The sequence below is a fragment of the Haloparvum sedimenti genome, from assembly GCF_001462205.1.
Lineage (GTDB): Archaea > Halobacteriota > Halobacteria > Halobacteriales > Haloferacaceae > Haloparvum > Haloparvum sedimenti.
Window position 1 is genome coordinate 1 of the sequence record NZ_LKIR01000004.1, and the last position, 25720, is coordinate 25720.

Annotated in this window: 22 protein-coding genes and 1 tRNA gene; 13 read left to right on the top strand and 10 right to left on the bottom strand. The window is 68.3% G+C overall.

The features are described from left to right. From AN233_RS16640 to AN233_RS00060, 5 genes are all read right to left on the bottom strand, one after another. Window positions 1–440, bottom strand: a 440-nt coding sequence (locus AN233_RS16640; protein ID WP_141654114.1) for an ApeA N-terminal domain 1-containing protein, incomplete at its 3' end; no start/stop codon positions are given. A gap of 151 nt (window positions 441–591) precedes the next feature. Next, window positions 592–984, bottom strand: a complete 393-nt coding sequence (locus AN233_RS00045) for a hypothetical protein (RefSeq protein ID WP_058364836.1) — start codon at window positions 982–984, stop codon at window positions 592–594. A gap of 91 nt (window positions 985–1075) precedes the next feature. Next, window positions 1076–1987, bottom strand: coding sequence for a UPF0175 family protein (locus tag AN233_RS00050; protein WP_125919939.1), 912 nt, complete (start codon window positions 1985–1987; stop codon window positions 1076–1078). Further along, window positions 1981–2277 (bottom strand): tyrosine-type recombinase/integrase, encoded by a 297-nt coding sequence (locus AN233_RS00055; protein WP_176696590.1) that lies wholly within the window; start codon window positions 2275–2277, stop codon window positions 1981–1983. Before AN233_RS00055 ends, AN233_RS00050 begins: the two co-directional genes overlap by 7 nt. Window positions 2278–2431: 154 nt before the next feature. Further along, window positions 2432–2506: transfer RNA gene (locus tag AN233_RS00060), tRNA-Val, on the bottom strand. Window positions 2507–2589: 83 nt separating this feature from the next. Between AN233_RS00060 and AN233_RS00065 the strand changes: the two genes are divergently transcribed. Continuing rightward, window positions 2590–3108 (top strand): hypothetical protein, encoded by a 519-nt coding sequence (locus AN233_RS00065; RefSeq protein WP_058364839.1) that lies wholly within the window; start codon window positions 2590–2592, stop codon window positions 3106–3108. A gap of 36 nt (window positions 3109–3144) precedes the next feature. Here the strand turns inward: AN233_RS00065 and AN233_RS00070 are convergent, their stop codons facing one another. Then, a complete protein-coding gene (locus AN233_RS00070) occupies window positions 3145–3426 on the bottom strand; it encodes a DUF7553 family protein (protein ID WP_058364840.1) in 282 nt (93 codons plus the stop codon). A gap of 81 nt (window positions 3427–3507) precedes the next feature. Beyond that, entirely contained in the window at window positions 3508–4776 is a 1269-nt protein-coding gene (locus tag AN233_RS00075; protein WP_058364841.1) for a CaiB/BaiF CoA transferase family protein, read from the bottom strand. Between the two features lie 154 nt (window positions 4777–4930). On the opposite strand from AN233_RS00075, the gene AN233_RS00080 reads away from it, so the two are divergent. The 3 genes from AN233_RS00080 (at window position 4931) to AN233_RS00090 (ending at window position 7086) form a co-directional block, all read left to right on the top strand. Then, window positions 4931–5725 carry an SDR family oxidoreductase gene (locus AN233_RS00080; RefSeq protein ID WP_058364842.1) on the top strand — a complete coding sequence of 265 codons (795 nt, stop codon included), beginning with the start codon at window positions 4931–4933 and terminating at the stop codon, window positions 5723–5725. A gap of 174 nt (window positions 5726–5899) precedes the next feature. Then, a complete protein-coding gene (locus AN233_RS00085) occupies window positions 5900–6247 on the top strand; it encodes a cupin domain-containing protein (RefSeq protein WP_058364843.1) in 348 nt (115 codons plus the stop codon). After that, a complete protein-coding gene (locus AN233_RS00090) occupies window positions 6247–7086 on the top strand; it encodes a fumarylacetoacetate hydrolase family protein (protein ID WP_058364844.1) in 840 nt (279 codons plus the stop codon). Before AN233_RS00085 ends, AN233_RS00090 begins: the two co-directional genes overlap by 1 nt. A gap of 473 nt (window positions 7087–7559) precedes the next feature. Here AN233_RS00090 and AN233_RS17015 read toward each other — a convergent pair whose 3' ends face one another. After that, window positions 7560–7724, bottom strand: a complete 165-nt coding sequence (locus AN233_RS17015) for a DUF7838 family putative zinc beta-ribbon protein (protein ID WP_176696591.1) — start codon at window positions 7722–7724, stop codon at window positions 7560–7562. Between the two features lie 186 nt (window positions 7725–7910). Further along, the gene (locus AN233_RS00095; protein ID WP_058364845.1) at window positions 7911–8675 is read right to left on the bottom strand and encodes an Lrp/AsnC family transcriptional regulator; all 765 of its coding nucleotides are present in this window, start codon (window positions 8673–8675) and stop codon (window positions 7911–7913) included. Window positions 8676–8974: 299 nt separating this feature from the next. On the opposite strand from AN233_RS00095, the gene AN233_RS00100 reads away from it, so the two are divergent. The 3 genes from AN233_RS00100 to AN233_RS00110 all read left to right on the top strand — a co-directional run bounded on the left by AN233_RS00100 (window position 8975) and on the right by AN233_RS00110 (window position 12141). After that, a complete protein-coding gene (locus AN233_RS00100) occupies window positions 8975–9400 on the top strand; it encodes a universal stress protein (protein ID WP_058364884.1) in 426 nt (141 codons plus the stop codon). Window positions 9401–9448: 48 nt separating this feature from the next. Continuing rightward, window positions 9449–11665, top strand: a complete 2217-nt coding sequence (locus AN233_RS00105; RefSeq protein WP_058364846.1) for an amino acid permease — start codon at window positions 9449–9451, stop codon at window positions 11663–11665. 80 nt (window positions 11666–11745) lie between these two features. Further along, window positions 11746–12141, top strand: a complete 396-nt coding sequence (locus AN233_RS00110) for an acyl-CoA thioesterase (RefSeq protein WP_058364847.1) — start codon at window positions 11746–11748, stop codon at window positions 12139–12141. A gap of 21 nt (window positions 12142–12162) precedes the next feature. Here AN233_RS00110 and AN233_RS00115 read toward each other — a convergent pair whose 3' ends face one another. After that, window positions 12163–14391, bottom strand: coding sequence for a S9 family peptidase (locus AN233_RS00115; RefSeq protein ID WP_058364848.1), 2229 nt, complete (start codon window positions 14389–14391; stop codon window positions 12163–12165). A 268-nt stretch (window positions 14392–14659) separates the two neighbouring features. Here AN233_RS00115 and AN233_RS00120 point away from each other — a divergent pair, with 268 nt between their 5' ends. Genes AN233_RS00120 through AN233_RS00145 form a run of 6 tightly spaced genes read left to right on the top strand, consistent with a single transcriptional unit; the run spans window position 14660 to window position 25654 of the window. Further along, window positions 14660–16489: a hypothetical protein gene (locus tag AN233_RS00120; RefSeq protein WP_058364849.1), complete on the top strand. Its 1830-nt coding sequence runs from the start codon at window positions 14660–14662 to the stop codon at window positions 16487–16489. A 2-nt stretch (window positions 16490–16491) separates the two neighbouring features. Beyond that, complete coding sequence (locus tag AN233_RS00125) at window positions 16492–17538, top strand: hypothetical protein (RefSeq protein WP_058364850.1); 1047 nt, start codon at window positions 16492–16494, stop codon at window positions 17536–17538. Further along, window positions 17535–20345, top strand: a complete 2811-nt coding sequence (locus AN233_RS00130; RefSeq protein ID WP_058364851.1) for a hypothetical protein — start codon at window positions 17535–17537, stop codon at window positions 20343–20345. Before AN233_RS00125 ends, AN233_RS00130 begins: the two co-directional genes overlap by 4 nt. Next, entirely contained in the window at window positions 20342–20950 is a 609-nt protein-coding gene (locus AN233_RS00135; RefSeq protein ID WP_058364852.1) for a hypothetical protein, read from the top strand. Before AN233_RS00130 ends, AN233_RS00135 begins: the two co-directional genes overlap by 4 nt. Further along, entirely contained in the window at window positions 20947–23613 is a 2667-nt protein-coding gene (locus tag AN233_RS00140) for a hypothetical protein (RefSeq protein ID WP_058364853.1), read from the top strand. Before AN233_RS00135 ends, AN233_RS00140 begins: the two co-directional genes overlap by 4 nt. Further along, window positions 23606–25654, top strand: coding sequence for an ATP-binding protein (locus AN233_RS00145; RefSeq protein ID WP_058364854.1), 2049 nt, complete (start codon window positions 23606–23608; stop codon window positions 25652–25654). The genes AN233_RS00140 and AN233_RS00145 overlap by 8 nt, the downstream gene beginning before the upstream one ends. The last annotated feature ends 66 nt before the right edge of the window (window positions 25655–25720 follow it).

A 25720-nucleotide genomic window follows, 5' to 3' on the forward strand; every position in this document is an offset into this window, starting at 1 on the left:
TCCAAAGCCATTTTATTATAATCCTCTGCCCCTGCTAACCCTTCCATAGCTTCTTGTGTTGGACGGGGTGTCGGCCCACCTACCCACCAATTCATACCGTAAAAAGAAATATCGATTTTGTTGAAAGCGGGGTTCTTATTTTGGAAAATCGCTCCCTCCATCAGATAGGTGCACATATAAGTGGACGAACGCACTTCTGTCATCCCTCTAGAAGAACTGTCTCGAACGCAATTTAACAAGGTGATATGATCCCCATTCTCATTCAGGCCGAAGATCTTGTTGAAGGTCTCCGCTGATCCTGAACTGATGAAAGAATCACTTAGATCTCCCAGCAAGTCCAGATAAATACCTTTCTCTGGATCGAAAGTCATGTTTCCCATATATTGGTCATTTGGCTTTTCCTCGGTCCACCACACTCCCTTATATTCTCGACTTTTCATTAGCGGTCCTTTAGTCAATTATCTATTATACTTGGCGGTGGATTATCACATTCACTGTGCCCTCTTGGCACCTGCCTTTCACCGGGATCGTCCGAACCGCGTGTCTGGTCTCCAGAGAACCTTTATTCTCGGCCGTGAACTTATGTTCCTGCTAGATCTTGTCCGTATTCCTCACATCATCTTTCAGATTCGAGCTTAGCGGAACGTCATCCAGGTAGTCCTCTACCCCTGAATCGAACTCTTGTTCAGAAATCCCGCATAGCTGGTACGTGTCGAGGGCAAATCGTGTTCCCCACTGTACGGATGTCCCGCGATTCTCTGCTGTTTGCTTGAGCCGCCGATCGTTTGTGACCAAAAGCGCGTTATCGTCTCCATGTTCGGCGAGCCGAATACAGCTCCAGTCTGCTTCCCCGATTTGACCTGGGAGATCAACATCGAGAGCATTGAGATCGGCGACTTGGATCATCATCCAGAACGGAAGCTCCGACCGCGAGTGGTATGGTTCGAACTCGCTCTCCCAGATCCGCTGTGGCACGATGAGCATTGATTCTGGATACCAAAATTGGAGTGACGTGAACCATCCCGCATTCTGCAATGCAGATAGGATACTGTTATCGAGAACGATTCGATCCGGCCTACTCATCGATGAGAGAAGATTCGTGGAGATCTTCGAGAGAGTCTGGGCCGAGGTTAGGACGGACACCGTGTCTATCGAGCAACTCGCGGAATTCGTTGTGGCTCACGTTAGCCAACTCTGCACCGCGAGTGACCGAGATATCGAGATGCTTGTACGCGGAGACAGCACCATACCGGACTATCTCTTCTCGCAGCAACTCGAAATCGATCTCGTCAGGGTGCGGACGGAAATACGATTCGCCGAAGGCCTCGTGAGTGTAATGGAGCCCCCTTGCGACATCGCGAACGACCGCCTCTTCGGAGACATCTCCGTTCTCGTACTTGACCAGGTTGTAGAACCGTGCGTACAAAGCGAGGACAGCTGAGCTCAGGACTTCACCGTCGTAGTTGTCCTCGTGAAGCGCACGGTTTACCGCGTTCAGGATTGCCTGGAGGCTTGCTGCCACAATCAGGTGTCCCTCGGGATTCCGAACAACGTATACCCCTTCTAAAACCTGCTTAATAAGGCTGGAGATAGCCTTCTTGAGAAAGATATTGAGTGTATCCTCGTCGAATGGGAACTGGCTGACGAGTGCGTCAATACTCCCGAACTGCGATTGCACCATCTCTTTGACTTCGTCTGCTGATTCGGTGAATCGCTGTTCTGGGGGCATTTGCTGGACGTTTCGGTAAAGCTCGTCGATGAACCCTTCATAGTCGTCAAAGATAACTTCGAACATCGCCTCGAAGTGCTGAATCTGGGACTTCAACGGACCAAGAGGATTGAGCGGATCTCGTGGGCCGGAGGGATCTATCCCGCCTCCCGAAACTTTGGGCATGTGTATTCCCCTGTAGAGTGAGTTTAGCGAGGAATCATATAGACCCTTGGGACATTGCTTCACAACCATTTGAAGGAATTCAAACGCTACCACAACTCCTCTGCCTCCGCATCCAACTGCGTTCCCGCGTACTGCAGATAGTCATTCGCGCTCGATAGATCCGCATGCCCCATCGTTTGCCGAATGTACTGTGGTGACGCTCTACGATGGGCGATGAGAGTCCCGTAGGTGTGCCGAAGAATATGCGGCATCACCTTCTTGTCCAACTCGGTGTCCTCCGCGACCGCTCGCACTCGGTTCCCGACCGTCTGCCGCGTCACGCCGATTTCGCCGTTCCACTTGAAGAACTGCCTGAACAACCGGAGCGTGTCCACGTCTTTCACTGGGATCGTCCGCACTGCGTGTTCCGTCTTCGGAGTTCATCCATCCTCGACCGCAGGCACCCGAACCTTGTCTCCCTGCCAGTCAACCCAGTCCGCGGTCGTGTAAACAAAAACGCAGCATCTGCTCCGCTGTCAATCACAGGAGCGAAAGAAGTGGGTTGGGGCGGATTCGAACCGCCGGCCTGCTCCGTGTGAAGGAGCCGTCATAACCGGGCTAGACCACCAACCCGCGCATGCATTCGTACCCGAGGCCGAGACTTAAGGGTTACTTCTCGCGGGGGACTGAAGGGCGCGGCCGTCCATCGGTCACGCATGACCCACGAGTTGGAGTTCGCGGAGCGGGCGCGGCAGGCGGTCGCGGGCCTGCTCCACGCGCCGCTGTCGCTCGTCGGCCTCTACGCGGAGCGGGAGACGCCGCGGGACCAGTACGCCTGCACGCTCGCGATGCCGCACGAGGAGGTCGAGGCGCTGCTCCACCGCCTCGGCTTCGTCCGCAACCTGCTCTCCTCGCTGAAGTACCGCGCGTACGCCACGGACCCGGAGGTGACCGAGGCGAGTTGGGCGTGGTACCCCGAGGGCGCGCTGTGGAGCGACCACCAGCTTCACCTCGCGCTGTACGTCGGCCCCGACCGCGACACGACCGACGTGTACGCCCACTGGGAACCGTCGTGGATCCGGCACCCGATCCGCCACTACCGGGCGGAGGCGGTCGACGCGGCGGAGGGCGTCCGCCGGTTCAGAACCCTCCTCCGCGAGAACGAGGTCCCGTTCGACATCCGCGGGGTGGACGAGCGCTACGGCCCCGACGCGGCGGCCGCGTCCCGGGAATGAGGCGCGGGCGGGTCGCCACGGGGCTACGGTCGCGCGCTACTTCGCGTCCGCGTCCGCGGACTCGCCGCGGCCGCGGTAGCCGTCGAGTTTCTCGCGGGCGCTCGCGACCGCCTCGCGGGCCTCGCCCTCCGCGCGCTGCTCGAGCTCCTTCAGGTCGGCCTTGATCGCGTCCACGCGGGAGGGCTCCGGCTCCTCCTCGTCGCCCACGATGTCGCGGACGCGGGCCTCGATCGGTTCCAACTCCTCCTTGACGCCCGCCTTCGCGTGCTCGACCGCTCGCCCGAGGTAGTACCGCGCGTCTTCGAAATGCTTGCTCATACCTGTCCTCTGGTCGGCAACAGATATATTCCTTGTGGCGGGTCGCCGCCGCCTTCCCGGAAGGGCGGACAGAAAATCCTGCTACTCCTCGGGGATCGCCCCGCGCTCGCGGAGGTCCGCGAGGTCGGCGTCCCGGTAGCCGAACTCCCGGAGGACCGTCTCGGTGTGCTCGCCCAACAGCGGGGGATGCTGACGGTAGGTCGCGGGCGTCCGCGAGAACTTCATCGGTGAGCCGGGCATCGTCACGGTGCCCGCGGTCGGGTGCTCCATCTCCACGCGCATCTCCCGCGCCTCGATCTGGGGGTCCGCGAACAGCTCCGCCATGTCCCGGACGTGGCTCGCGGGCACGTCGTGCGCCTCCAGCGTCTCCACCGCCTCGGCGGTCGTCCACTCCGCGAACGCCGCGTCGAGCGCAGCGTCGAGCGCCTCGCGGTTCCGCACGCGGTCCGCGTTCGTCGCGAAGCGCTCGTCGGCCAGCAGGTCCGGCCGGTCCAGGGCCTCGCAGAGCCGCTCCCAGAAGGCGTTCGACGTGCACGCGACCACGACGTAGCCGTCCGCGGTCTCGAACGCCTGGTAGGGAGCGATGGTCGGGTGCTTGCTCCCCATTCGCCCCGGCGGGTCGCCGGAGGCGAAGTAGTTGGTCGCCATGTAGCTCATCCACGCCGCCTGCCCGTCCAGCAGGCTTACGTCCACCTTCTGTCCCGTCCCGTCGCCCAGCTCGCGCTCCAGAAGCGCCGCGAGGATCGCCTGCGTGGCGTACATCCCCGCGCCGACGTCCGCGAGCGCGACGCCCACCCGGACGGGCGCGCCGCCCTCCACGCCCGTGATCGACATCAGGCCGCCCCGCGCCTGCATCATGATGTCGTAGGCGGGCTTGTCGCGGTCGGGCCCCCACTCGCCGTACCCCGAGATGCCGCAGTAGACGAGGCCAGGGTTCTCCGCCGTGAGGTCGGGGTAGTCGAGGCCCCAGTCGGCCATCTTGCCGACGCGGAAGTTCTCCACGAGCACGTCCGCCTCGCTCGCGAGGTCGCGGAACACCTCGCGGCCCGCCTCGCTCGCGAGGTTCAACTCGACGGAGCGCTTGTTCCGGTTGACGCTCACGTAGTAGGCGCTCTCGCCGGGATCGTCCGCGTCGGCTCCCGCCCGCCCGTCGGCCGCGTCGAACGTCGGGGGGTACCAGTCCCGCGTCTGGTCGCCCGACCCCGGTCGCTCGACCTTGATCACGTCCGCGCCGAGGTCGCCGAGCTGCAATGTACAGAACGGCCCCACCAGCACGCGCGAGGCGTCGAGCACCGTCACGCCCGAGAGCGGCCCCTCGTCCGTCTCCGGATCGCGGGCCTCACCGACCATCGTGGCTCACCATGGTCGGGGATTTCGCCCGGTCGGCCAAAGCCTTTCGCCGAGAGATCGACTGCGGGCGCCAGCGCCACACAAAAGCGTTCGGAACGCGGCGGCGGCCGGCCCCAGCGACAACGGTTATGCCACACGCGGCGAATGACGCCGTATGGACCTACAGATCGACGGGAACGTCGCGCTCACGACCGCATCGAGCAGCGGACTCGGCTTCGCCTCCGCGCAGGCGCTCGTCCGCGAAGGCGTCAACGTCGTCGTCAACGGCCGGGACGAGGACCGGCTCGCGGAGGCCGCCGCGGAACTCCGCAAGGAGGCCGCCGGCGACGCGACCGTTCACCCCGTCCAGGGCGACCTCACCGACGAGGACGACATCCAGCGGCTCGTCGACGAGACGCTCGCGGAGTTCGGCCGCCTCGACCACCTCGTCACCTCCGCGGGCGGTCCCCCCTCGGGGCCGTTCCTCGAGACCGACGACGAGGACTGGGAGCACGCCTACGAACTGCTCGTGATGAGCGTCGTCCGCCTCACCCGCGCGGCGGCCGAACCCCTACAGGAAGGCGACGGCGGGACCATCGTCAACATCACCTCCCGCTCCGTGAAGGAGGCCATCGACGGGCTCGTGCTCTCGAACTCCGTCCGGATGAGCGTCATCGGACTGGAGAAGACGCTCTCGCAGGAGCTCGCGCCCGACGTACGCGCCAACGCCGTGCTTCCGGGCCCCCACGAGACGAGCCGCATCGAGGACCTCGTGAACGCCGCCGTCGAGCGCGGCGAGTACGACTCCTACGAGGAGGGGCTACAGGAGTGGGCGAACAACCCCCTCGACCGAATCGGCGACCCCATCGAGCTCGGGAACACGGTCGCGTTCCTCTCCTCGCCGAAGTCCGGCTTCATCACCGGGCAGTCCGTCGTCATCGACGGCGGCGCCGGCAACGCGAACCTCTAAACTGCCGATTTCGTCGTTCGCGGCCATTTATCTACCTCCTGCGGGACCGCCGTAAGTCCCGTCTCCTCGCACTGCCCGCCGATTCGCTATCGCAGCGACCGATTTATCCGCGCGAAACCGGTGACGCGGCGGGACGACCGCAACCGCTTTTGTCGCCACACGCCAGCACCCGGCATGGATCACGTTCCCTTCGACGACGCGGAGACGTACGAACCCGACGACGGCTGGCAGCGGGCCGCGCTCGCGGGCAGCGACCGATTCACCTTCGAGTGGTTCGAGAAGCCGCCGGGCCACTCCTCGCCGATGCACGACCACGAGAACGAGCAGGTCTGTGTCTGTCTGGAGGGCGAACTCACCCTGCACACCGAGAAGGAGACCGTCACGCTCGCCGCCTACGACTCCGTCCACCTCGACGCGTGGGAGTCCCACCGCGTCGAGAACGCGGGCGACGAGCGCGCGGTCGGGCTGGACGTGTTCGCGCCCGGCCGCGGCTTCGAGTTCTGGACCGACCGGGAGGAGTGATGGCGAGCGAGACATACCGACTCGCGCGTTCGGTCGAGGGGCGGCCCCTCCTCGGAAACGCCGAGGGGTTCGTTCCGCTCTCCGCGGCCGACTACCCCGCGGACGCGACGACGACCGACGCCCTCGCGGCCGCCGCGACCGGTGACCTGCCGCCGCTCGCGTCGCTCCCCGCGAGGCCCCGACCGGCGGAACACGTCCGGTTCGCGGCGCCGTTCGACCCCGGAAAGCTGTGGGGGATCGGGCTCAACTATGCCGACCACGCGGCGGACCTGGACGAGATCCGGCCCGAGGAGCCGGCGAGCTTCATGAAACCCGCAACGACGGTCACCGCCCCCGGTGGTCCGATCCGACTCCCGCCGCGGGACGTCTCCGACCGCGTCACCGCCGAGGCGGAACTCGGCGTCGTCATCGGCCGCACCTGCAAGGGCGTCGACGAGGCCGACTTCGCGGACGTGGTCGCGGGGTTCGTCCCCGTGATCGACATGACCGCGGAGGACATCCTCCAGCGCAACCCCCGGTTCCTCACGCGCGCGAAGAGCTTCGACTCCTTCCTCGTCGTCGGCCCGTGGATCTCCGCGCCCGCGAGCCTCGACCGCCTGTCCGAGACGACCGTCCGCACGGTGATCAACGACGAGGTGATCGCCGAGAACACGCTCGACCGGATGCTGTTCTCGCCGCCGGAACTCGTCTCGTTCCACTCCGACGTGATGACGCTGGAACCCGGTGACCTGATCAGCACCGGCACGCCGGGCGCGGGCGTCATCGAGGGCGGAGACACGGTCCGCGCCGAAGTCGACGGCGTCGGCGTCCTCGAGGCCAACGTCGTCCGCGAGTCGTAGAGGACCTCACACCTCCTGCGGAGCTTCTCCGACCGGACCTTCTGTCGACGGATCGAGCGCCAGCCCCAAATTCTGTATCGCACTATGAAGTTTATCCGATCGGTGCCCGTCGGTGTATCCGGACAATTTTCGGCGAGTTCGTCGGAGGTCCTCCGAAATCGGGTCCGATCGACGGCGCGAGAGGAACGGTTGAGCCGGGGCGCACGGGAGGCGGCATCAGGCTGCCCGCTCACGTAGCGCCCCGTCGTCGAGACGCGTGCCGCGGTCGTCGAGAGGTGGAAGTTGTCTACGACCGATCGTCGATGTCGCGGCGACCGTGTGGTGCGTCGCCCGCTCGCGCGTGTGCTCGAACGAGAAAAACGGAGCTCTGCCGCTTTGACGGGTGTGAGACCTAGCCGTCCGCGTTCGGTCCGCAGACTCCCGGTTCGGCGCCGTCACTCCCGGGGTCGAGGCGTCGAAGAAGGGGACCGCCGCTACGCGGGGAGCGTGCTGATGCCGTTGATCCGCACGAACCCGTAGCCGCACTCCGGACAGCGCCACTTCGTCTTCTCGCCGAGGTGGAGGTTCATCGCCGCCGACCGGTAGAACGAGCGCGTTTCCTCGCAGTTGGGACAGTCGACCTCCGCTTCGAGGCTCATACGCGAACGTGGACGCGGCGGGAAATTGAAGATGTTGGTTCGGTTCGGTGCCGGCCGCGTCCCGAAAAGCTGACGATCGGCATTCTATAAATCATATATGGCGATACACAATACTCCTATGGCCGTTTTTCTGGAGGGGGGTAGCTCGGTGAGCTCTACGAAGTAAGATCGATGGGCCGGTCCTCATCACTCCTCCGCGGCGGTCCGTTCCTCGGCGACGAACGTTTCGAGGACGGACGCCGTGTCGCCGCTTCGCGAGAGGACGGTGACGATGTCGTCCGGCTGGACGGTGGTCGTCCCGTGCGGCGTGAGGACGCGATCGCCGCGCTCGATGGCGATGATAAGGGCGTCGTCGTCGAGGAGCCCGTCCTGAACGGCCGCCTCGAGCGTGAGTCCGACGATGGGCGCGTCCTCCGGAACCGTCACGTCGACGACGTTCGCGTCGCCCGCGAGGCTGATGAAGTCGGTGGCGTCGGCGGTCGGCGGTTCGTCGTCGGGGCCGAACGGCGCGTAGGCCCCGTCGGTCTCGCTTTCGACTAGCGTCTCGTCTTCGATCTCGATCCCGAGCTTCGAGAGGGCGCGGGTGATCCGTCGGAGCGACTCGGTGTTTCCACCCACCGCCAGGATGTGGAGATTCCGACGACCGGTCATCAGCTCCCGGACGTTTATCACTCCAGGGACGGCGAGCGCTTCGTGGGCCAGCGCCTTGCGCTCCGAGACGGGCGCGTTACAGACGTAGAGGGTGGTTAGGTGGCCCTCCGCGCGCTCGAAGTCGATCCCCGCCGTGTAGCCGCGGATGATCCCGTGCTCCTCGAGCTGGTCGATCCGGTTCCGGATCGTCCCGGCCGAGACGTTCACCTCCTCGGCGATCGTCGGCGCGGACGTGGTTCGGGCGTCGCGCATCAGCTCGTAGATGATGCGCCGGTCGATCTCGTCGAGCCGGTAGTCCATACGAGCCGTACCACGGACACCCACTTTATCCCGCCGCTCGGCGCGGAGCGGCGATGCGGTCGAACACTCGCATGGTGATTACTCATTCCGAAATATATATGATCTATTCTACGGATCACGCAATCTCATCGGAATAGTTATATTTGTCGTCCCCGACGCTCGCGACATGAGACGCACCGATGCCAGAGGACGCGACCGGAGGCGTGCGACCACCGTTCCACGTCCGGATCGCCGGGGTCTCGGTCGTCGCACTCCCCCGGAGGAACAGTCGGGCCGAACCGTCGGAGGGGTGTTCTGAGGTGGCTCTTCTCGACCACGTCCTGTTGCCGGTCGTGACCGAGGCGGACGCGCGGGCGACGTGCGATGCACTCCGTCCGCATCTCGACCGCGTCCAGCGCGTCACCGCCCTTCACGTGATCGAGAAGGGCGGCGGGACAGTCGACAAGGCGCCGCTGGACAAGCGACGCGAGGACGCGGCCGCGTGTCTGGCGGTCGTCGAGACCCGGCTCGCCGGCGAGGTCCCCGTGGACACGCGGACGGCGTTCGGAACGGATGTCGTCGAGACCATCTTCGACGAGGCCGCGTCCGTCGGTGCGACCGTGATCGCTGTCCGTCCGCGGGGCGGGAGCCGACTCGTCCAGTTCATCGCCGGCGACACTGCGATAAAGCTCGTCACGGACCCTGAGGTGCCGGTGATATCGCTTCCGGAGGTCGAGGGGGAATAGCGTGTTCCGAACTCGACACCACCACATGTTCGATCCGGAGGGACTCGCGTGAGCGACGAGGAACTCGCGAAGGACTTGGGGCTGGTCTCCGCGATGACCATCGGGATCGGGACGATGATCGGCGCGGGGATCTTCGTACTCCCCGGGGTGGCCGCGCAGGCGGCCGGTCCGGTGGTCGTGGTCTCGTTCGTGGTCGGCGGGCTCGTCGCGATGGTCAACGCCTTCTCCGTCTCCGAGCTCGGTACGGCGATGCCGAAGGCCGGTGGCGGCTACTACTACGTGAATCGGGCGCTTGGTCCGCTGTTCGGCTCGATAGCCGGTATGGGCGACTGGATGGGGCTTGCGTTCGCCTCCGCGTTCTACAGCATCGGCTTCGGGCAGTACCTCGCCACGCTGGCTCCGATGCCGAGCGTGCTGTTCCTCACCGACGTGCAGGTCGGCGCACTGTTCGCGGGCGCCGCGTTCGTCCTCGTGAACTACGTCGGCGCGAAGGAGACCGGCGGGGTGCAGACCGTCATCGTGACGCTGCTTCTGGGGATACTCACGCTGTTCGCGGTCCGCGGATGGCTCGCGTTCGACACGGCGACGCTGCTCGGGACCGACGGCGTCGCACCGATGGGCTACGGGGCCATTCTCCCCGGAACCGCTCTCGTGTTCGTCTCGTTTCTCGGCTACGCGAAGATCGCCACGGTGGCCGAAGAGTTGAAGAATCCGGGCAGAAATCTCCCCATCGCCGTCATCGGAAGCGTGGCCATCGTGACCGTGATCTACGCCGTGCTCGTATCGGTCATGCTCGGCGTCGTCCCGTGGTCCGAACTCAGCACCAGCGCGCCGCTGACCCAGGCGACGGAGGTCGCATTCACGGGCGAGTACACGGGACTCGCCGTGGGGATCGTCACCGTCGGGGCGCTGTTGGCGACTGCCTCGAGCGCCAACGCCTCTATCCTCGCCTCCGCGCGGATCAACTTCGCGATGGGGCGGGACGGTATCGTCACCGACTGGCTCAACGACATCCACCCGAAGTTCGCAACGCCGTACCGGTCGATCGTCGTGACGGGCGCGATGATCCTCGTGTTCATCGCGCTGCTCGGGCAGGACCTCGAGATCCTGTCGAAGGCGGCGAGCGTGCTCCACCTCGTCGTGTACGCGCTGATGAACGCCGCCCTGATCGTCTTCCGGGAGACGGACGCGCCCGAGTACGACCCGGACTTCACGGTCCCGTTCTACCCGCTGACGCCGATCCTCGGGATGGTGCTCTCGCTCGGGCTGCTCGCGTTCGTCGGCTTCCGCGAGCTGGCCCTCTCGGCCGCCTTCGTCGTCGGCTCCGTGCTGTGGTACGCCGTCTACGCACGCCGTCACACGGAGGGTCGAGGACTGCTCGGTCGCCACGTCTCGGAGGGCGGACCGAGCGAGGAGCCGACCGCAACCACGCCGGACCGGGATACGGGCCCGACGGTGATGGTCGCGCTCTCGAACCCCCGAACCGAGGGGGCGCTGATGACGCTCGCCGGCGCGCTCGCGAAGGCGAAGGGGGGGACCGTGTTCGCGACGCACGTCGTGCAGGTCCCCGACCAGACGTCGCTGGCGGCCGCCGCCGAACGCAGGCAGGGCGTAATGGACGAGTCCGAGCGCCTACTGGCCGACGCTAGGGAGGACGCCGAACGGTTCGACATCCCCGTCGAAACGCGGACGATCCTCTCCCACCAGGGCGTGGCGGAGGTGTTCGACGCCGCGCGCGATCACGAGGCCGACACCCTCATCATGGGCTACGGCGGCGCGCGGCTGGCCGGCGGGCGCGCGGAGGGGACGCTCGACGAGCTCGCGCAGAGCCTCCCGTGTGACGTGCTCGTGCTCAACGAGCGGTCGTTCGACCCGAGCGAGGTGCTGCTCCCGACCGCGGGCGGCTACTCCTCCGACCTGTCCGCGGAGGTCGCCCGCGCGCTCCGGGACGCGGTCGGCGCGAACGTCACGCTGCTGTACGTCGCGGAGGACCGCGAGACGGGCCGGGTGTTCCTCGGCGAGTGGGCCGCCGAGCACGGCCTCGACGACGCCGAGATCCGCGTCGAGACGGGAGCGGTCGAGTCGGCGATCAGAAGGGCCGCGGCCGACCGGACCCTCGTCGTCGTCGGGGCGACCGAACAGGGCTTGCTCTCGCGCGTCGTGCAGGGCTCCCTCGCGCTCTCGGTGCTCGAGAACCTCGACGCGTCGGTCCTGCTCGCGGAGCGCCCCACCTCGCGGTCCCTCCGCGAGCGGCTGTTCCGCTGACCGGCGGCCCGGCTCGGGTTCCTCCGGCCGCCCCGGCCGGCTCCGGTGACTACATGGGGCGCCTCCGCGAGTGAGCGAGCATGACCGCCTTCACGACCGAGATCGGCGTTCGGTTCCGGGACATCGACGCGATGGGCCACGTCAACAACGCGGTGTACGCCACCTACACGGAGCAGGCGCGGACGGACTACTTCAGGGAGGTGACCGACCGCGGCCTCGACGGGATCCCGAGCGTGCTGGCGACGCTGTCGGTCGACTTCCGGGCGCCGGTCACGCTGGAGGAGGGGTCGGTGACCGTCTCGCTCGACGTGCCGGAGCTCGGTCGTTCGTCGATTCCGATGTCCTACGAGATCAGGACGGAGAAGGGCGTCGCGGCGGAGGCCGAGACCGTGCAGGTGATCGTCGACGAGTCCGGCGACTCGATGCCGATCCCCGACGATCTCCGGTCGGCGATCGAGGCGTATCACGACCTCTGAACGGATGGAGGCGGGGACGACCTACGTATCCGCTTCGCTCTCGCCGTCCGCCGTCTCGACTGCGGGATCATGGCGCTCGAACCACTCGGTCAGCTCGCGGACGCGGTGAGTCGCGCGCTCGGGGTCGCCGACGTTGTGGTGTTCCTCGGGGTAGACGACGAGCCGTGCGGGGACGCCCTGCTTCTTCACGCTCACGTAGAGCTGTTCGGCCTGCGAGGGGGGACAGCGCCAGTCCTTCCCGCCGGCGGTGATCAGGAGGGGGGTGTCGATCTCGCCCGCGTCCGTGATCGAGGAGTGATCGCGGTAGGCGTCGACGTTCTCCCACGGGAGCCCGAACTCCCACTGGTGCCAGTTGTGGTTGTCGTCCGTGCCGAACGTGGAGTAGAGGTCGTAGATGCCGTGTTCGGGCGCGGCCGCGGCGAACAGGTCCGTCCGCGTGACGATGTGGGCGGTCGTGATCCCGCCGTAGGAGAACCCGGTGACGAACAGCCGGTCGGGGTCGGCGTAGCCGCGGTCGACGAGGTGCTCGACGCCGGAGATCACGTCGTCGGACTCCAGTTCGCCGCGGGAGCCGTTGAGCGCCTCCGCGAACTCGCTGCCGTAGGAGGTGGAACCGCGGTAGTTGACGCGGATCACGACGTATCCCCGCGAGCACCAGTAGGCGTGCGGGAAGTGGAACGTCGGCGCGTCGTAGGACATCGGGCCGCCGTGGATCGCCGCGACCGTCGGGGCCGGCTCGGGGTCGTCGGGGTCGAAGTCGGGCGGTCGGTAGACGACCGCCTCGACCGACTCGCCGTCCGAGTTCTCGAAGGTGATCCGCTCGCTCGTCGGCTGCTCGTGGGCGGTGAGGAACGACTCGTTGAGCAGCGAGAGCCGCCGGAGGTCCGCCTCCTCGGCATCCGCGAGCGCGTCCGCGTCGACCGCGTACACGTCGGAGCCGCCCTGCGGGCTGGAGAGGGTACAGGCGACCGTGCCGCCGGTCATGTCGAACCGGCCGAGGGTGCGGTCGCGGCCCTGCGAGTCGAAGACGCGCGTCGGGTCGTCGCGGTCGGCGTGCAACTCGACGAGCCGGGTCCAGCCCTCGTCAGCGACCGGGCAGACCAGCGTGTCCGCGTCGCGCCACCGCGGCGCCCCGAACCGTGCGACCGTGCGGTCGAGCGATCCGGAGACGGAGGTCGGTTCACGGTGGCCGTCGGCCGCGTCAGCGTCGTCCGCGGCGACGTACACCTCCGTCGGCTGGTACCAGTTCGTCGGGTTGCCGCCGGCGAACGCCACCCGGTCGCCCGAGGGGGACCACTCGGGGCTCGAGCAGCGCAGCGTCCCGTCGGTGAGCCGCCGCCTGTCGGTCCCGTCGGGCGCGATGGTGTACACGTCGGCGGCGAGGGTGTCGTCGGGGTCGGTCGCCTCGCCCGGCGGGTCCTCCCGGTCGACGGAGACGTACGCGATCCGGTCGTTCGAGCCCCACGCCGGCTGGAGGCCCATGATCGGCTCCGAGGAGCCCGCGCCGTAGGCGTCGTCGAGTCTGGTCGCCTCGCCGGTCGCGGCGTCGACGACGAACAGGTAGGTGGTGACGGTGTCGGTGAAGCCCACGCCGTCGAACTTGTGCTGGAGGCGCTCCGTCTCGACCGGACCGCCCTCCTCGCGGGCGTCGAGGTACTCGCGCTCCTCGTCGGTGGGATCGCGCGCGGAGACAACGATCCGCTCGCCGTCGGGACCCCAGTCGAACTCGCGGACGCCCTCCTCGCGGTCGGTCACCTGCCGGGCGTCACCGCCGAGCGCGAGGTCGAAGGTCCACACCTGCGGCTTCGGCTCGTCGTCGCCGTTCGGGCCGCCGTTCTCGTCGTCGCCGTTCGGGCCGCCGTTCTCGTCGTCGTCGTTCTCGTCGTCGTTCTCGTCGTCGTTCTCGTCGCCGTTCGCCTCCTCTTCGGCGTGCTGCTCCTCGTCCGTCATTTCGTCCACGTCCTCGCCGCGTCCGCGGCCGCGGTCGAGGTCCGCCTCGCGTGCCGCGAGGAAGGCCAGCCGCTCGCCGTCGGGGGACCACGCGGGGGCGCGAGCGTCCGACGCACGCGAGAGGCGGTGGGGGTCACGCGAGCCGTCCGCGGGCGCGACGTACAGCGCGCTGTGGCGCTCGTCCGGGTCGGGGTGCATCTCGTCCGCCACGAACGCGACGCGCTCGCCGTCCGGCGAGACCGCCACGTCGTTCGGCATGCGGAGGTCGTGGTACGCATCGAGCGGGATGGGGTCGGGCATGGGGCGCCGTACCCGGGCCGCCCAATTGGGTGTTTGGGTGGCGGAGAGCCGCGTGCGGAGGGGATGACGCGCCTGACTCAGCGTGCGTCCGGCAGCAGTCGGTGGGTCCCGCTTCGGAACCGTCGAATGATGTCAGATATAATATGACGCTGGATATAAGTGAGTCCGACCCGGTGTGCGTCGTGTGTCATCAGATGACAAAAATCACGCCCCTGTCAGACGATCGGGTGACGCGTCTGGTCGCGGGGCGGTCCGAGCCGACGGTGGTGTGGATCTGGAGCCGCCTCCAGTCGAGGGGTCTCGGGAGTACGCGACCGCGCTGGATCGGCTGACTCGACTGGACCGGCAGCGCAGGTCGGACTCGGAATCGCCGGACCGGCCGGCGGTCGTTCAGGCCGTCGATCGGTTCCTCCGCGTCGACTATCGTGGCGGTGGCTACGCGTCGGGCCTCGTGGAGGCGGCGAGACTGATCGTCGAGTTCCGCCTCGGGGCCGAGGACCTCCCCGAGGTCGACGTTCCGCGGAGCCCCCACGACGACCTCCTCGACTGGTGTCTGGCGGCCGGCCGCGACGACGCGTCCGGCGACCTCGATGCGGACCATTTCGAGTTCTGTATGGGTCGGTCGGAGTGGCGCCGGCTGCTGTTGCGGACGGTGGCGATCCACGGTGCGAGCGCCCCGCTGACCGACGACCAGCTCGTTCGGCTCTCGACGCTGGACGTGGAGTCGGTGCCGGTCGTCCCCGTCGCGAGGGCGTTGCGGGAACGCGAGCGGTCCGACGCGGCTGCCGACCTGGTGGCCGAGGCGCTGGACGCCGGGCCGTCGCTTCGGACGCCGGTCCCGCTGCTCGCGGTCGCGGACGACCTGGGACTCGAGGGGCGGTTTCGACGACATCTCCGGGGCAGCCTGAACCGCTGGGCGCCGGAGCAGGGGGTCGACCGGCTGGAGTCGCTCGTGGAGTTCGGCCGCCGAGCGGAGTGCTACCCGGAGATCGTCCTCGCGGTCGAGCGATGGCTCCGCGAGTGCGAACCCGACCCGGCGGCCGACAACGGTCGCCTGATCGCCGCCTCGATCGAGGCGTTGCTGTGCGGGACCGACACCGGCCGCGAGGACGCGCTCGAGCTCTACCGGACGTACCTCTTCCCGGCGGCGGAGCTGTTCGACGTCGGTCCGGACCTGTTCGAGGCGGCGGAGGCGGCGGGCCGTCGGGAGATCGCGACCGACGTGTTGACCGCGTACGACGCCGACACCTACGTTTCCGGCGAGAGCGACCGGGAGACCGGGATGATGGCCGCCAGGGCGGCCGAAACGGACGAGCGCTGGCACGACGCGTTCGACGTCTGGGCGGCGCTGCTGGAGGACCACCCCGACGCGGACGTGTGCCGAAACGCGGTCGAGAACAGGCTCCGGGTCGGCGACCTCGAGACCGCCGAGGAGTACGTCGAACGGCTCGAGGAGGAGTTCGGCCAGGAGGTCCGAGCGGCCCGGTTCCTGATGCGGATCGGCAGCCGACGCAACAACGCCAGACGGGTGGTCGAGGTCGCGGAGTCCACCGACGGCGTCTTCACCGACGCGTCGGCGGACGGTGCCGAGGCCGTGGCGACGGCGTACGTCGAGTCGCTCGCCGGCCTCGGTCGGTGGGAGCGGCTCGAGTCGTTCCTCGAGGACGACGCGGCGCTGTCGAACAGGGACCGCCGGTTCTACGGCCGGCTGTCGAGGTTGATGCAGTACGTTCAGGAGGACGACGCCGCGGTCGACGGGCAGACCGCGGTCGACGTCACGGAGCGACTGCTGGCGGCGCCCATCGACACCTCGGAGCTACAGCTCCTGTTGAACCTCGGCGTCGTGCGGAAGGTGGCGGACCGGGTTCGCACGGAGCACCCGGACCTCGAGGAGCGGCTCGACGTCGTGGAGGGGCTCGTCGAGATCCTGGTCTCGCTCCACGCCGAGCGGTTCATCGACGAACTGAGCGAGGCCGGCGTCGACACGGATGGCTTCGAACGGAACCTGGCTGAGTCCGACCTCAGACGGGGCGGACGACAGCTGCTGACGGAGCTCGAACGAGAGGCCCGGCGCGCGGGCATCGCGGAGGCACACTGATCATGGTAACTACTGGAAACCTACTCATCGTCGCATCGATCCTGATCGGAACCGGCGGTCTCGGGGCGGTCCTCTACCGCTCCCAACAGCAGGAGCAGGCACAGCTCGAGTCCCTCGAGGACGAGATGAAGGGGGCGTTAGACGACAACGCGGACCGCATCGAGGCGTCGGTCGACCAGGCGGTGACCGAGCAGGTCGACAAGCTCGAGGAGTCCCAACAGGAGCTCAACGAGATCGGCGACGACTTCGAGGCGGTCTTCGACCGGATGGACGAGGCGGTCGGCGGGTTCTCCGCCGCGATCGGCACCGTCGATGACTTCGAGGGGCTCCGGCAGTGGGGGGAGACGCTCGACGACGCCGCCGAGCCCGTCGAGCGCGTCGCGAACAACGTCGAGACCTGGCGGCAGGAACAGCAGCAGCTGCTCGACGAGACGACGGACATCCTCACCGAGTGGGCCGCCCAGCACCGGCGCGTCGAGGAGGTGTACGAGGAGTCCATGGAGGGCCTCGAGGAGTGGCAGACCGAGCACACGATCACCCAGCGGGAGAACTCCGAGGCGCTCAAGTCCCGCCTGGAGCAGCTCCAGGAGAACTCCGAGGCGATGCGGCGGACGGTGGAGCAGCTGAACGAGACCATCCAGAAGGAGGCGGAGACGCGCGAGATGCTCGCGCAGGACGTGCCCGAGACCCTGGCCGGCCTCGAGGAGGTCAGCGAGACCCTCTCGGACCTGAACCAGCGGCAGTCGCAGGCGATCCAGAAGCTGGACGGCATCGCGACGCCGATGGAGGAGGCGGCCTCCGAGTTCGAGCGCCAGTCCTCCGAGGTCCTCGACCAGATCCGGCAACAGGCCGAACGGAACCGAACCGTCCAGGACGAGGTCTCGGAGGCGATCCGGAACTCGAACCAGGACCTCGCCTCGAGCGTCGACGAGCTGCAGACCACGGTCGCCGAGCTCGAGGCGACCCAGACGCCCGCCGCGCTGGAGTACGCGAAGGTCGCGCTCCTGGCCGTCACCGCCGCGGGGGTCCTCGCCGTCGCCTTCCTATGAGCGACCGAGGGCAGGCCGACCCGGGACAGCTGGAGCGGTTCCTCTCGAACCGCGAGGGGGAGTCGGGGGTCAACCCCGGGGAGCTCCGGCCGCGGCACCTCGTGGCGGTGGCGACGACGACCGATGACGGCCTCGCGTCGCTCGACGAGGAGTTCGACTGGGCGGGGCTGCTGGAGGCGCTGTCGGAACTGGAAGCCGACGAGCAGTCCCGGTGGCTGCGACGGCTCGTCAGGAACCTGGGCACGCGGACCGCGGCGGGGATCGAGTCCGAGGAGGGCGTCCGCGCGCTCGGCGACCGGGCGTACGGGCTCCGCCACCGGAACCCCGAGGTGTTCATCTCGTTCCTGGACGAGGTCCAGTCGCTGCTGCGGTACGACACCTCCTCCAAGGGCATCTCGGCCGCCGAAGAGGAGTTCCGGCGACTCGCGGAGATCGGGGACCGCCGGTCCGACGAACGCGTCGCGGCGTTCCGCGAACGGGACATCCAGCAGCGGCTCGTCGACCCGAACCTCGGCGCGGACTCGCGGATCTCGCTGCTGCGGACGCTCGGTGACGAACCGCTCGCGGACGTTCCGACGCGGATGGTCGTCGACGTCCTCTATCCGCTTCGGAACCACTACGACGCGGCGGTCGAGAAGGCGGCGCTCGACACCTACGAGAAGTGGGCGAAACAGCTCGACGACCGGCGCACGGCGGAGGAAGCCATCGAACTGCTCGAGGACGACCTCGCCGGCGACCTCGACGAGCTGCCGCCCTCGATGGTCACGGGCATCGTGATGTCCGGGTACGTCGGTCCCGCCATCGTCGAGTGGCTGCGTGAGCTGCCGCGCATCGAGAGCCGGCAGGAGGTCGTGGTCTCGGCCTTCGAGACGCTGGAGCACGTCTCCGGCCTCCGTGGCTGCGCGGACGACATCTGCTCGTTCCTCCTCCGGGACGCTCACGAGGACGAGACGGTGCACGCGGGCATCGACGTCCTCGAGTCGGTCCTCGTCGGCTTGGAGCCCCGGCAGGAGACGGAGACTCCGGCTCAGACCGACCACATGCGGGGCGTGTTCTTCACCGAGGCGGAGCTCGGCGTCGACGAGACGGTCCGGTCCACGCTGCAGACGATCGTCGAGTCCTCCTCCTACTCCGAGGCCGTCAGCGCGCACGCGGCGAGCGCGTGGCTCTCGGTTCGGCCGCCCGAGATCCAGCGGCTCCTGTGGGAGATCGATGTCGAGGACGTCGGGGAAAGCGCCGTCGCCGACGCCAAACTCGAGGCCGCGGCCGACCACCGGCTCGTCGAGTTCGTCGACGTCGCGGCCGACCTCTGGGACGCCGCCGAGGGCGACGCGGACAAACGGCTCCGGCTCGTCGACGCGCTGGACCGGCTCGAGTCGCGGGAGATCGTGGATGTCCTGCTGGACCCGGCGTTCGACGCGGACGACGAGGAACTACGACGTGCGGCCCGTGAGACGCTCGTCGACGCCGGCTACGAGTCGGAGGTCGAGCGCGAGTCACAGCGCCGCACCACCGCCGACCGGATCGAGACCCGCTTCGACGCGATGTCCACGGCGACGGACATCGACCGCGAGATACGCGACCGGACCGAGGAGCGAACGTCGACGGAGGACGAGCGAAAGCGGGCCGGACTGGAGGCGGCCGAGGCCGCGTCGAAGAGCGTCGACAACCTGTCGACGTTCCGGTCGCAGGGGGCGACGCGGATGCTGAAGCTGGCGCCGCTGTTCGACCGGCTGAAGGAGCTCGAGGAAGCGATCCGCGAGCTCGTCGGCCGGATCGACTCCCTCCGTGGCGAGGTGCAGACGGAGCGTGACGAGGCGAAACGGATCGAGCGCGAGATCACGTCGGTCGAGAGCGACATCGACGCGGCTGAGGGGGACTTGGACAGCGCGCGACGGGAGAAGGATGACGTCGAAAACCGGATTCAGGAGCTGCAACACGACATAATCCCCAGTCTGGAACAGGAGGTCGGGTCGCTCCAGCGGGAGTTCCGACAGCTGGACGGCAAGGAGCCGTCACCGCGGGACTTTTCCGGGGAGAACTGGCGGGAGCAGTACGAGCGGAGACACGACGAGTGGGAACGGAAGATGGGCGAGATCAACCGGGAGATCGAGAAGCTGGAGGGGAAGCAGAACGACGCCGAGACGGAGCTCTCGAACCGGAAATCCGACCTGCGGCGGCTGAACGGCGACATTTCGGACCTCGAGGACGAGCTGCGACGGCTCCGCGATGACCATCGGGGCCTCGAGAGCGACCTCGAGGAATCGCTCCAGCGAATCGACGGGTACCGGCGCGAACTCGAGGAGCGACAGTCGGAGCTCCGCGAGATCAGGGAGGAGTACGACCGCGTCCAGGCGCGGGTCGACGACATCGTCGGCGAGTTAAACGGCGTGCGACAGTCCGCCCGGTCGCGGGAGGCCACGCTGCAGGAGCGGGGCGAGACGGCTCGGTCGCGCGCCGACTCGCTCCGGGGGACGCTCCGGTCCCTCGCCGAGACGCAGTCCGAGGCGGTCGACCGGCGAGCGCGCCAGGCCGAGCACGTCAGGGAGCTCGCGGCTCGGCTCGACGCCGACCACGACGACCTTGCGGACCTCGGCGAGCGGACGAGGGCGGAGGTCCCGGAGGCCGACGTGGCGGCGGTCGAGTCGGCGGAGCGAGCGCGGAAACACCAGTACCGCCGCAACGAGACCGCGTGGCGGCTGGACAGCGTCTTCAGACGGGCCGTCGAGGCGGACAGGGTCGCGGATGTCGACCCCGAACTGGCGGACCGCGCCGCCGAGCGAGTCGAGGGCGGTGAGGAGCGATGAGGCAGCGCCCCCGCCGCGCCGGCGACGCGGAGCGGAACCGGTCGAACTGGGACGAGCTGTTGAACGGGACGGAGAGCCTTCTGAACGACTCGAAGTCGCTCCAGCGGGAGATCGAGGGGTCGACGGACCGCATCGAGGAGACCTGGGAGGGAACCGCGGCCGACGTCGAGGAGACCCGGAGCGATGTCGCGCGGACGACGGACAGACAGGAGTCGGCACGGGGGGCCGAGGCCGACTTCGACGCCGGCGAGGCGGCCGGACCGCCGCCGGCCGTCTCGGAAGGTGAGTCGGTCCACGGCGACCCCGACCTCCCGGCGCGAAACGACTACCACCTCTCCGACCCCGTGACCGTCGACGAGGCCGACGAAGCGGTCGGGGAGGCCGAACAGCAGTCGGCGGTCGAGCCCGAGACGCCGGTCCCGTACACCGAGAAGGGCTGGTTCGAGCTTCACTCTGACCGCTTCCCGATCGGCGAGGACGTCTTCCCGGTCGGCTTCCGCGAGGGGGCGCCCGAGGCGGCGGCCGACGACGAGGAGCGCCCGGCGGAACGCGAGCCAGCCGATCGCCGGCAGCGCGACGAGAAGAACAGGGAGGGGGACACATGAGCGGCGCGTCGGCGGTGTCGTCCGCCGTTCGCCGGCTCAGTGCGGGACGGGGGGACGCGGCACAGCGGAACGCGGACGCGCAGACGCTGGCGGACGCGCCGCCGGGAGACCGGCGCGTCACGCGCGCGCTGGTGTTGGGGCTCTGGGACGACGACCGGGACGTTCGCCGGCTCTGCAAGCGCACCCTCCGGCGCCGGTTCCGGGAGATGCGCGCCGACGACCGGCGACTGCTTCTGGAGGTCCTCTTCGTGAACCTCGCGGGAGCGTCCGATCCGCCGAGACAGGCCGTGAGCTTTCTGTCCGCGGTCGTCGGCTGGGTGCGGAACCACCGGTCGTCCGAGCCGCACCTGTTCTCGGCGATCGTCGCCGAGGCCGAGCGCTCCCGGCGCGGCGGGAGCTATCCCCCTCGCGTCAGGAACGCCCTCAAGGACCTCTACCGGAGCGCCCCGACCGACGACTCGCCGACGGCGGATGTCGTCACGAACTTCAACCAGCAGCGGTCCCTGAACCAGCTGCTCTCGGAGACGGCGCCGCCGGAGGAGGTCAAGAGCTCGCTCCGGCTGCTCGGCGACGGGTCGCTCTCGGAGACCGACTTCGATGTCCTGCTGTACCACCTGGTTCCGCTGCGGAACAGCAAGGACCAGTCGGTGATGATGACGGCGCTGCGGAACCTGAAGGCGTGGTCGGCGGAGCTTCCGGGCGACGACGAGTTCGCGCTGACCGAGGCGGTCGAGGCGCTCGACGCCTACCAGCGCGCCGACCGCGAACAGCTCCCCGGCCGGCTCCGGAACGAGATCGCCCTCTCGGAGGTCGCGGTGGAGGCGCTCGGACGGGAAGTCGACCGGTTGCGCGACCTCCCCCAGTACCGACAGTCGATCGAACACGTCATCGAGACCCTCGACGGCGTCACCGGCGTCCGAGCGGTGGTCGACGTGCTGATCGATGTCGCCGCGGAGGAGACGGGTCCCGAACGGCAGGAGGCGGTCCGCGCGCTCTGTTCGGTCCTCACCGGCCTCGACGCGGAGATCGAGGAGCGGCCGGACGTTCGCTACCGCGACCGCGTCCGGTACGTCACCGACGACGAGGTGGCGGCGACGGACGCGGAGATACGGGCGCTCTTCCAGGAGATCGGCGAGGGCGGGACGGCCGACGAGGCGACCGTCTCCACCGCCGTGGCGGAGCTGATACGGTCCCGGCCGGAGGACCTCGCGGAGCGGCTGACGACGCTTCTGGCCGACCGTGAGCCCGACGATCCGGTCGTCGAGGCCGCGCTGGATGCGGTCTCGGACGAGGTGATCCTCGCGGCGGCCGACCCGGTCGCCGAGGTGGCCGCGGACGCCGGCGAAAGCGACCCGGCGGGAGCGCGGGAAGCGGTCGCGGCGCTGGAGACGCTCGGCCACGACGAGGCGCGCGAACACCTCTCGCAGCTGATGCGTGACGCGTCCAACCCCCTCGGGTCGGCGGCCAGGGACGCGCTCGTGCGAAGCGGGTACTACCAAACCGTTCGCGCGCGGGAGACGGCCGACCGAGCGCGCGCTCGGGCGAGCGAGAGCGAACGCCGGGCCGACCAGCGGGAGCGCCGCGAGGCCGACCGGCGCGAGGAGCGAGTCCAGTACAAACGGCGGGAGGCCGAGTTCCGCCGACAGCTGCTGTCAGCCGGCCGGACGCTCAGGGACGGCCTGATCGAGGTCCTGGAGCGCCGGATCGACTCCCTGGACACGCTCGTCGAACTCCAGCAGGAGGACCGTCGGGTCCAACGCCTCGTGGAGGAGGCGCCCAGCTACCACCAGCAGCTGGGTGCGTATCTGCGTCGCCTGGACCTCGGGACCGACGTGGAGGCGGGGATCGCGGAGGAGCTCGCGTGGATCGAGCGGAACGTCGCGTATCTGGAGCGGCTGGCCGAGGCCGACGACCGGCGCGCGTCCGCGCTCGACGACCGGTTATCCGAGGTCGACGAGGAGCTGTCCTCGCTGGAGGCGATCGACGCGCCGGATCGGGACCAGCGGACGCGGACCGAGCTCCTCGAGGCGGAACGCGAGTCGCTCCGGGAGATTTGCGAGGGGTATCGGACGGACGCTCGGGAGGGAGAGCAGACGGCCGCGGACCTGCGACAGCGTCTGGAGCGGAAGCGCGCGAACCTGGAGGACGCCTCGGTCGCCGTCTCGGGGTCGTTCTCGGACATCGAGGGCGCGATCGCGTTCGCGCAACAGCGCGAGCAGCGCATCGGCGCGCTCACCGACCGACGGGAGTCCGAGTGGGAGCGCGTGCTGGACGCGGCCCGCGAGCGCGAGTCCGACCTCGAGGACCGTCTGTCGACGCTCCGGTCGACCGTCGAGGAGCTGGAGTCGATCCAGCGGTCCATCGACGGGACGACGAAGGCGATCGGCGACGACAGGCTGGCCCAACAACACCGCTCCCAGCAAAGCCGCGAGGACCAGGCGGTGCTGGGCCGGATCGAACCACGCGCCCGCGGAGCGGCCCAACAGCGACACGACGCGGCGGTCGCGGAGTCGGAGTTCCACAGACACCACGAGGAGTACCTGGCGTTCATCAGGCGGTACTACGAGTCGCGGCTCGACGCCGTCGGGTCCGGGCGGTTCGCGGACCAGTACGCCGACTCGATACGGGAGATCGAGGCCGACGTGGAGGAGTACTATGAGTGAGCCCGCCGACGGCGTCGAGTTTTCCGCCCTCCCCGACTGGGCGGAGCGCTTCGTTCGGGATCTGGACGATCGGTTCGGCGTTCTCTCGGGCGACCGCGCCGAGGAGAACTTCCCGCGGGGGGAGGCCCCGCCCTGGCTCCGCGGCGATCACGACGGGGGCGACGGGAGCCCGCCCGACTGGCTGGACAGCTTCCTCATGGACGGGAACCCCGACCTCCAGCGGCTGTGGATGGACGAGGGGTTCCTGGGAACCGACCCCGAGTGGCTGGCCGAACTCCACCAACACGAGCGGGCGGACGTCGCCCGCGTGTTCATGCTCGTCGGCAACGTCCACGACTACGCGTTCTCTCCGCACCGCGGGTTCACGCCGGTCATCGACCGGCTGGAGCGGAGCGCGGCCGCGCGGAAGGACTGGGTCGTTCGCTACTCCCTCTCGAACGGCTTCTCCGACCCGATCAGGGGCGACGGGACGCCGGCCGACGACCCGACGCCGTTCGAGGTGCTGGAGGAGGAGGACGACCTCGACCTCCGGGACGGGAGAGCCCGGAGCGCGCAGGAGGCGCTCGACCGCGACCTGCAGGTCATCGAGCGGCTGCTCGGGGCGGGCTACGACGGCGGCGTCTCGGTCATCGTGGACAACCTGCAGCTGCTGGTCCCGCCCGACTCCACGAACGTCAACCGGAACGTCCTGACGGACGCGATACAGCGGTGGGCGCAATCCCCGGAGATGTTCCGGAGCGAGAACCAGGTGGTCCTGTTGGCCGACGGGACCGACTCCCTCAACGACGACCTCCGGTCCGGAACCAGCCACGTCGACACGATCGAGGTCCCGCGTCCCGAGACGGCCGAAGCCCGGCTGAAGTTCCTGACGACGCTCTTCACGGGGTCGCGCGTCGACCACATGCCCGGCGTGCGCATCGACGCGGCCGCCGAACCGGTCCGGTTCAGCGACGAGTTCGGCGACCGCATCGACGAGAAGCTCGCGACGCTGGCGAACAGGACGTCGGGCCTCGACAGGGTCGGCCTCGAGAACCTCGTCTTACAGGCCCGATCCGAACGGGACGGGGAGCTGACGATGGAGTACGTGACGGAGGCGAAGCGGGACCTGCTCTCCGAGGAGAGCGGGGGGCTGTTGCAGGTCACGGAGCCCGACCCGTCGACGGACCCGCAGGAGGCGTTCGCGGCCGTCGGCGGGCTGGAGCCGGTCCGCCGGAAGCTGCTGACGATCTCCGAGCTGCTGGACGAGGCCGGCGACTCCGAGATGGTCCGGCGCTCGCTCCCGAACGGTCTGCTGTTCCTGGGTCCGCCCGGCACCGGGAAGACGATGGTCGCCCGCGCGTTCGCGAACGCCTGCGGCGTCAACTTCGCCGAGTTCGGCGACATCCGTTCGATGTGGGTCGGCGAGTCCGAGCGGAACCTCTCGCGGGCGCTGGAGCTGATCCGCTCGCTGAAGCCGGTCGTCGTGTTCATGGACGAGATCGACCAGAGCCTCGGCCAGCGCGGGGACGGGACCGGCAGCGGCGTCGACCAGCGCCTGTTCGCGCGCATCCTGCAGTTCATGTCCGACCCGGAGCTGGAGGGCGAGGTGATCTGGATCGGCGCCAGCAACGAGCCGCACAAGATCGATCCCGCCCTCAAGCGGGCCGGGCGGTTCGACCTGACGATCCCGTTCCTCCGCCCGGACGCCGAGGCGCGGCGCGCCATCCTGGAGGTGAACTTCGGGCGGCGGGAGGCGACGCCGGCGCTCGAGGAGCGCGACTGGGCGGAGCTCGTGGAGCGAACCGAGGGGTACACCGGCGCCGAGCTGGAGCGGGTCGCCAAGGAGGCCGTCTGGAACCACCTGGCCGCGAACGGCACCGACGAGGGGTCGACGATCCCCGCGACCGCGGTCCTCGACGCGCTCGAGACGTACCAGCCGCCCGCGAACCGGTCCGAGTACCGCCGGATGGAGGACGAGGCCCTGGAGGAGGTGACCGCGGTCGACCTCCTTCCGGACAGGTACAAGGAGCGTCGACGCGAGCTGGGCGGCGGAGAGCCCTGACGGCACTAGGTTCGTCCCGTCGGTCGCGCCCGTGGCCAACCTTCATGCCGACGCTGGCCCAACGTC

What these genes read in the sequence shown, in the direction of transcription:
- AN233_RS00135 (WP_058364852.1), top strand. Translation starts at nt 20,342, where the DNA reads ATGAGGCAGCGCCCCCGCCGCGCCGGCGACGCGGAGCGGAACCGGTCG.
- AN233_RS00070 (WP_058364840.1), bottom strand. Translation starts at nt 3,426, where the DNA reads ATGAGCAAGCATTTCGAAGACGCGCGGTACTACCTCGGGCGAGCGGTC.
- AN233_RS00140 (WP_058364853.1), top strand. Translation starts at nt 20,947, where the DNA reads ATGAGCGGCGCGTCGGCGGTGTCGTCCGCCGTTCGCCGGCTCAGTGCG.
- AN233_RS00145 (WP_058364854.1), top strand. Translation starts at nt 23,606, where the DNA reads ATGAGTGAGCCCGCCGACGGCGTCGAGTTTTCCGCCCTCCCCGACTGG.
- AN233_RS00075 (WP_058364841.1), bottom strand. Translation starts at nt 4,776, where the DNA reads ATGGTCGGTGAGGCCCGCGATCCGGAGACGGACGAGGGGCCGCTCTCG.
- AN233_RS00110 (WP_058364847.1), top strand. Translation starts at nt 11,746, where the DNA reads ATGACCGCCTTCACGACCGAGATCGGCGTTCGGTTCCGGGACATCGAC.
- AN233_RS00045 (WP_058364836.1), bottom strand. Translation starts at nt 984, where the DNA reads ATGCTCATCGTGCCACAGCGGATCTGGGAGAGCGAGTTCGAACCATAC.
- AN233_RS00130 (WP_058364851.1), top strand. Translation starts at nt 17,535, where the DNA reads ATGAGCGACCGAGGGCAGGCCGACCCGGGACAGCTGGAGCGGTTCCTC.
- AN233_RS00125 (WP_058364850.1), top strand. Translation starts at nt 16,492, where the DNA reads ATGGTAACTACTGGAAACCTACTCATCGTCGCATCGATCCTGATCGGA.
- AN233_RS00095 (WP_058364845.1), bottom strand. Translation starts at nt 8,675, where the DNA reads ATGGACTACCGGCTCGACGAGATCGACCGGCGCATCATCTACGAGCTG.
- AN233_RS00065 (WP_058364839.1), top strand. Translation starts at nt 2,590, where the DNA reads ATGACCCACGAGTTGGAGTTCGCGGAGCGGGCGCGGCAGGCGGTCGCG.
- AN233_RS00085 (WP_058364843.1), top strand. Translation starts at nt 5,900, where the DNA reads ATGGATCACGTTCCCTTCGACGACGCGGAGACGTACGAACCCGACGAC.
- AN233_RS00115 (WP_058364848.1), bottom strand. Translation starts at nt 14,391, where the DNA reads ATGCCCGACCCCATCCCGCTCGATGCGTACCACGACCTCCGCATGCCG.
- AN233_RS00090 (WP_058364844.1), top strand. Translation starts at nt 6,247, where the DNA reads ATGGCGAGCGAGACATACCGACTCGCGCGTTCGGTCGAGGGGCGGCCC.
- AN233_RS17015 (WP_176696591.1), bottom strand. Translation starts at nt 7,724, where the DNA reads ATGAGCCTCGAAGCGGAGGTCGACTGTCCCAACTGCGAGGAAACGCGC.
- AN233_RS00080 (WP_058364842.1), top strand. Translation starts at nt 4,931, where the DNA reads ATGGACCTACAGATCGACGGGAACGTCGCGCTCACGACCGCATCGAGC.